This is a genomic window from Deltaproteobacteria bacterium CG11_big_fil_rev_8_21_14_0_20_42_23 (genome assembly GCA_002796345.1).
GTDB lineage: Bacteria > UBA10199 > UBA10199 > 2-02-FULL-44-16 > 2-02-FULL-44-16 > 1-14-0-20-42-23.
In genome coordinates this window covers 1-6,507 of sequence record PCXC01000001.1, presented here as the reverse complement: position 1 = coordinate 6,507, position 6,507 = coordinate 1, and the positions used below count along the sequence as shown (strand labels likewise).

Below are 6,507 nucleotides of genomic sequence, written 5' to 3'. Positions count from 1 at the left end.
GACCTATCCACTTTACGCCATCACTTCCTCTCTTTTCTTTCTCTTCCAAATTCAACTTCACTTCAAGATACAATCCACAATTCTCTGTCATTGCGAAGGAGCGTAGCGACTGTGGCAATCTCCTCGTTCAATTGTTAGAGGAGATCCTTCACTTTGTTCAGGATGACAAAGAATTGCTAGCTTCCTGCCAAAGGCAGGCAAGCGCGAGGATGACAAAGAAGAGATCACACTGAAAAAGATTTTCTCACAACAATCAACGGAACAAAAAGTGAAATGAAAAGTAACGAAGGAAAAATAGTTTGAGGCGTGTTTGTTACAAGTGAACACGATCCATTGCTGCCATCAGATAAAGGCACAATGCCGTTTTGCGAAGGAGTGATGTTTGATGCAATCTCAACTGCTTTAAGCACATCAAGTTTTCCATATCCCCACGTTGCGTTGGGAACTGCTCCCACTTCTTCATCTTGATAAGCAGATTTGACAATGGCTTCTTCTACATCTTGAAAACTCAATTCTGGATTTGCCTCGAACAATAAAGCAATAGCACCGCTCACAAATGGCGCTGCCATGCTGGTTCCCGCTTGAAGCGAATGTTTTCCATCTTCAGTGATAAACACTTCATCAATGTTTGCATCTTTGGAAAGTGCCGAAGCAATCATTGCGCCAGGTGCAGTAATCTCTGGCTTCATTCCAATTTCAGATTCATTTGCCGATGGACCTCTGCTTGAAAACGAAAGAATGCTGCCAAACGTTTCGCGAATAGCTTTCTTTTCATTGGATCTGGTAATCCAATTCGTTCTGCTGGAATAAGCTCCAACTGCAATCACGTTTTTCGCGGTTGCTGGAATGGCAATACTCATTTGTTTATCACCGGAAACGTAGGTCCAATCAACATTTCCCACTTTTCCATTTTTATTTGTAAAGCTTATCGAATCTGCAGGAGCATCGGGATAAAGCCACGCGTCAATCTGGCCATGACCTTTTGCAATGAGATCGAAACTGTATTGATTGAAATCTGTAATCTGTTCGGAAAGATAGAGGCTAATGCCGATATGAACTTTTTGATTCAACGGATGCACCAGTTGGCTGGCGTTCACTTGGAAGCGAATGCGACCGTTATCAAAACTTCCTTCGCGTTTTTCACCAATGCGAATTTCTTCTGTTACTTCTTGCAACGAAGTGCTGCTCAAGCTTCCGTTGTGCAAGGCCAAGCGCAGCGTAAAATCAGAACCTGTTGTGGCCCAGGCATCAATATAATAAAACTGATCATTCACTTTTTTTGAAATATGAAAATTTGAAGCCAGCGCATTATTATTCAAGTTCAAACGTGTATGAATTCCAGTGTCACCAGTTTGAGTTGGGTGTTCATTCCCAGCTGCAGCCACCACAGCCCTTCCCGGTTTATCCGCCACCAAGCTATCGATGCACTGTTCAAAAAGTGATGAGCCATCGTGTGCCCCCAAATGCGAGCCAAGGCTTAAATTCACCACCGCCGGCTTGCCCAAGGCATCTGCTTTTGCAAAAATATAGGAAATAGCTTCACAAATATTGGTGGAATAAAGCGGAGTGGCGTATCCATTACTTTGTTCTTTTTGAGCATTGAAACGCACCATCACAATATTGGCATCGGGAGCCACGCCATTATACTCATCACTGTTTGCAGCGGCAATTCCCGCAACGTGCGTTCCATGGCCAACATCATCAATCAGTGGACACGCATCACGTTCAATTTCATCGGCCAAACATTCTCTGCCGTAGGAACGCACTAACTCGCGCGGCGTGTTTCCTCCAGCGGCACGTTGATCCCAAATGGAAATGATGCGCGTGTTCCCTAGATCATCGTTGAAGTCTTCGTGGTGGAAATCAATACCGGTATCCACAACACCAACAATCACGCCTGTTCCGGTGAAAGGCGTCTTCAGCACATTTCCCGTCTGCACTTGCTCGGCATTGATTTCGGCGTTGGCGACAATATCGAAGGAGTTCATGTTGCTGCCCGCCTCGATGTAGACAATCTCATCGCGTTCCGAAAGGCTGGCCAAGGCCGAAAGGCTCACTTCAGCCGTAAACAAGCTGTCGCCAATAGTCACACGAACTACACCGCCAGCATCAGTAACGCCTTCGGTGCTAGCTTCGAGGTCAGTGGTTTTGATGAAAACCAGCAAAGACTTTTCGGCTGGCATTTGAGAAGATTTTGTCGCACGTTCAGAAGCGAGCTTCTGAGCCCTAACAGCGGCAAACTGGCGATGGGAGAGCTTTTCCTGCAAAAAGGTATCAAGGCGAGCATTCTGGGCCAAAGCCGCATTCTGCCCAAAAAGAAGAAAAAGGGCAAAAAAGCCCAAAATCACACGTTTTTTTAGTTGTTGAGAGTCTCCCCGCATAGCTCTTTATTTATCGGCACTTCCGTGAAAAAGTTGCGTGGTTTTTTGGAAGAAAAACATGGCACACTTCCCAGAAAGTGCCAGGCACTTTTTGGGAAGCTGCCTAAAAATGAGGCAACACCACTCACTGCACAGCTTCACCCTGAAAGCATTGTTCTGTTTTAGAGATTTAAACCAATGGCGCCTTCTGTGTTAGCACCTGTCAGATCAGCACTAAATAGATCGGCAGCTTTCAAATTGGCACGTTGCAGATTAGCAAACACAAAGAGCTTTGGAAATTGAGTGAGAGCAGCTTCTAAACTGTGTGCTGGAATGTCTTGAAAATCTATTCCTGAAAAATCCTTAGATCGCGTATCAATCTGATGTTGAAAACGAAGCGCTGCAGCATCGCCAGTCCATCGATGATCTGCCTGAACAACAAGGTTTTCAGCATCGGCGCCTTCTAAATACCTAATCAAACTTTCAACATAACCATCAAACACCGCTGCAACATTTTCTTCTCCCTCTTCCACAGCATTTAAGTAAACAACCCATGATCTTTCAACAGTCCTGGGGCAAAGACTGGAAGCGTCCATAGAATTTCCCTCAACAACAGACTTCTGAAACAAGCGGGGACCAGATATACGATCCGCACCTGTTGTTAGAGCATTTAGATAATTGAGATGAGTTACCAACGAGGGCCGAAAACACTCGGCTGTCACTTGTCCACCAGTACCGTCAAAATTTGGAAGAATTCCCACCGCCAAAAGACGGTTCGCAAACATGCTTGCTGGATTTACTGGTGATATCATCACTTTCTCCTATATTTTTTCATCATCCCCAAAGCAAAACGCTTCAGGCATCTACAGGCTTATCGAACACCTCTCAAAAAAGTTGCGGGTTTTTTGAAGCTTTTCTTGAAGGAGTGAAAAAGGTTTGCATCGGCGTAGCGCTTCGTTTATTCTCCCTTTCCATAATTTTTCGCTGGAATCACCACAAATCGGAAGGAATACCTTATGAAAACGTTTTTTTTATCTCTTATGCTTGTTTTTGCCCTTACTGCTTGCGGAACTGGAAGTAATCCTACCGTAGCAAAAGTGGGTGATATCAGCATCAGCCTCAATGAACTGGATGAAGCTGCCAAAAGCGAACTTCAAGAAGTTGAACTTAAAACCTACCAAATCCGCAAAGGCGTTTTAAACGACCTCATCAACAAAAAACTCCTCGAAATGGCGGCAAAAAAAGCTGGCAAAACGGTAGATGCTTATCTTGCCGAAGAAGTTGACGCAAAAGTAAAAATGCCAACTGAAGAAGAGCTGCTTTCTCTTTACAATAGCCGCAAGCAACCCAACATGCCGGCCTTTGAAGAAATGAAAAGCAACATCCAGCAGTATGTGGTTGAAAACCAAAAATCTCAACTCCTTCGCGCGCATATTCAAAGCTTGAAAGACACTACTCAAGTAAGCTCAAACCTAGAAACTCCCCGCGTGAAAATTGATGTGGGCAACTCGCCATCGCTTGGGCCAAAAGATGCGCCCATCACAATTGTGGAATGGTCTGACTACCAATGCCCTTACTGCCAACAAGTAAGACCAACCATTTGGAAACTTTTGGATGAATATAAAGACAAGATTCACTACGTCTTCAAAGATTTCCCTCTTTATATGCACAAAGATGCACCAAAAGCGCATGAAGCTTGCCACTGCGCGGATGAACAAGGCAAATATTTCGAGTGCAACAAAATACTGTTTAACAACCGCGCCAATTTGAAAGTGGATAACTTAAAAGAATATGCCAAACGCCTCGAGCTCGATACTGAAAATTTCAACACTTGCCTCGACAGCGGAAAATATGCAAAACAAGTTCAAGATGAACAGCAAGAAGGCATCAAAGCTGGAGTTAACGGCACACCAGCCTTCTTCATCAATGGAATTATGCTTTCTGGGGCTCAGCCTTACCAAAACTTCAAACAGATTATTGAAGAAGAGCTCAACAAAGGGAAATAAAGGATCGTTGTATGCTCGATTTGAAGTTTATCCGTGAAAACATTGAAGCCGTGAAGCAAAACTGCCTCGAGAGAAATGTTCGCCACATCAACTTCGACCTTTTTCTTCAGCAGGACGCTCAGCGTCGTGCCATCATGCAATCTTTAGAGGGCATTCGCCAAGAGCAAAATGTGATTGCTGGCGCCATGAAAACCAAACTGGAAGCAGAAAAACGCGCTCAGTTTGTTGCAAGAGGAAAAGACCTCAAGCAGCAAGAAAAAGACTTGAACGAACAGTTTCAAGACATCGAAGCCAAACTCTTCGAACTTGCTCGCGCCATTCCCAACATGACTCACCCAGATTCACCGCGCGGAAAAACGGAATTTGAAAGCAAAGAACTTCGCACGGTGGGAAAAATTCCACAGTTTTCGCTCAAGCCTTTAGACCATGTGCAACTTGGCGAAAAATTAGACCTCATCGATTTCGAAGCTGGCGCAAAAGTCAGTGGACAAAAATTTTACTACCTCAAAAACGAAGCGGCACTGCTTGAGTTTGCCCTCATTCAATTTGCCCTTCAGCTTCTTCATAAAAAAGGCTTCACGCCTTTTATCACTCCCGATTTAGCTCGCGAAAGCATTTTGGAAGGCATTGGCTTCAATCCTCGTGGTGAAGAAACCCAAGTCTACTCTATTGCCAACACAGACCTCTGCCTCATTGGAACAGCCGAAATCACTTTGGGCGGTTATCTTTCAGACAAAATTTTAGAAGAAGCAAACTTGCCCCTGCGTTATGTGGGCGTTTCACATTGCTTCCGCACTGAAGCTGGTGCAGCTGGCAAAGAATCCAAAGGCCTTTACCGCGTCCATCAGTTTACCAAAATTGAAATGTTTGCCTTCTGCAGCCAAACTGAATCTGAAAAAATCCATGATGAATTTTTGGCGTTGGAAGAAGAAATTTTTCAGGCTTTGGAAATTCCATATCGTGTTTTGGATATTTGCACCGGTGATTTAGGTGGACCTGCTTATCGCAAGTTTGATTTAGAAGCCTGGATGCCTGGCCGCGGAGAAAAAGGTGAATGGGGAGAAGTCACTTCCACTTCCAACTGCACCGACTACCAATCTCGCCGTTTGAAAATTCGCTATCGCCCCGAAGGCAGCAAAAAAACTGAATTCGTTCACATGTTGAACGGCACCGCCATCGCCATCAGCCGCGCGTTGATCGGCTTACTTGAAAACCACCAACAAGCAGACGGAAGTATCCTCATTCCCAAAGTACTTCAACCTTTCATGGGTGGAATCACCAACATCAGTCGATAGTTTTATTTGATCGCTGATTAAATCGGTCCCGTGTCATTCAATCAACTCTCTGTCATCCCGCACTGGATGCGGGATCTCCTCTGGCAATTCTCATTTTGCCTGTAGTAATGCGAACAATTGTAGAGACGCATTGCAATGCGTCTCTACGAAATTCCCAAGATGACAGGAAATTTGGAAATAAAAACAGGAAAAAATTAGAGAAGTGTATCAAAAGCTTGCTGAAGTTTTTGATTTTCAAACAAAAATCCTGCTTTTTCCAATTTTTTCGGAAATACTTTTGCGGATGCCAGCAGTAATTCTTTTCCCTGTTGTCTTATGAAAAGTTTTATTAAAAAGGATGGAACATGAAAAAAAGCTGGGCGATTTAATTTTTTTGCCAAAATTTTTGTAAAATTTTTATTTTTTTCCGGAAATGGTGCGCAAAAATTAACCGGCCCTTGCACCTCTTCATGCTCTACTCCAAAATGATATGCTCGAAGCACATCGGAAAGAGCAATCCAACTTATAAACTGTTCTCCGTTTCCCAGTCTTCCTCCCAAACCCAATCGAAACACAGGAAGCATCAGCGAAAGGGCTCCGCCTTTTGGTGAAAGCACGATGCCCATTCTAGCATTGACCACTCGAATTTCTGCATTTTTTTCTTTCTCAGTAGCTTCTTCCCATTTTTTCACGACTTCTGAAAGAAAAAGATCGCCTACTGCCGCATTTTCATCAAGAGTTTCATCATTTCTGTCACCATAAAATCCAACGGCCGAAGCAGAGATAAGTAGTTCCCCCTGAAAAACCCATTTTTTCAAGATAGCGGACCTTGAGCGGTGTGTTTTTTCGGAGGCTCAACAAAAATCA

At 44.0% G+C, this 6,507-nt stretch carries 5 protein-coding genes; 2 read left to right on the top strand and 3 right to left on the bottom strand.

The window, feature by feature from the left end; translation table 11 throughout:
- Positions 1-224 precede the first annotated feature (224 nt).
- Positions 225-2,381 (bottom strand): hypothetical protein, encoded by a 2,157-nt coding sequence (locus tag COV43_00025; GenBank protein PIR26944.1) that lies wholly within the window; start codon positions 2,379-2,381, stop codon positions 225-227.
- Positions 2,382-2,542: 161 nt separating this feature from the next.
- Positions 2,543-3,145 (bottom strand): hypothetical protein, encoded by a 603-nt coding sequence (locus tag COV43_00020; protein ID PIR26943.1) that lies wholly within the window; start codon positions 3,143-3,145, stop codon positions 2,543-2,545.
- 231 nt (positions 3,146-3,376) lie between these two features.
- Here COV43_00020 and COV43_00015 point away from each other — a divergent pair, with 231 nt between their 5' ends.
- On the top strand, positions 3,377-4,366 hold the full coding sequence (locus COV43_00015; protein ID PIR26942.1) for a thioredoxin: 990 nt from the start codon (positions 3,377-3,379) through the stop codon (positions 4,364-4,366).
- 11 nt (positions 4,367-4,377) lie between these two features.
- Positions 4,378-5,661 carry a serine--tRNA ligase gene (locus COV43_00010; protein ID PIR26941.1) on the top strand — a complete coding sequence of 428 codons (1,284 nt, stop codon included), beginning with the start codon at positions 4,378-4,380 and terminating at the stop codon, positions 5,659-5,661.
- A 194-nt stretch (positions 5,662-5,855) separates the two neighbouring features.
- Here COV43_00010 and COV43_00005 read toward each other — a convergent pair whose 3' ends face one another.
- The gene (locus COV43_00005; GenBank protein ID PIR26940.1) at positions 5,856-6,461 is read right to left on the bottom strand and encodes a TIGR01777 family protein; all 606 of its coding nucleotides are present in this window, start codon (positions 6,459-6,461) and stop codon (positions 5,856-5,858) included.
- Positions 6,462-6,507: the final 46 nt, after the last annotated feature.

Excerpts from the sequence above, each read along its gene's own strand:
- COV43_00025 (PIR26944.1), bottom strand. The coding sequence starts at position 2,381 with ATGCGGGGAGACTCTCAACAACTAAAAAAACGTGTGATTTTGGGCTTT.
- COV43_00020 (PIR26943.1), bottom strand. The coding sequence starts at position 3,145 with ATGTTTGCGAACCGTCTTTTGGCGGTGGGAATTCTTCCAAATTTTGAC.
- COV43_00015 (PIR26942.1), top strand. The coding sequence starts at position 3,377 with ATGAAAACGTTTTTTTTATCTCTTATGCTTGTTTTTGCCCTTACTGCT.
- COV43_00010 (PIR26941.1), top strand. The coding sequence starts at position 4,378 with ATGCTCGATTTGAAGTTTATCCGTGAAAACATTGAAGCCGTGAAGCAA.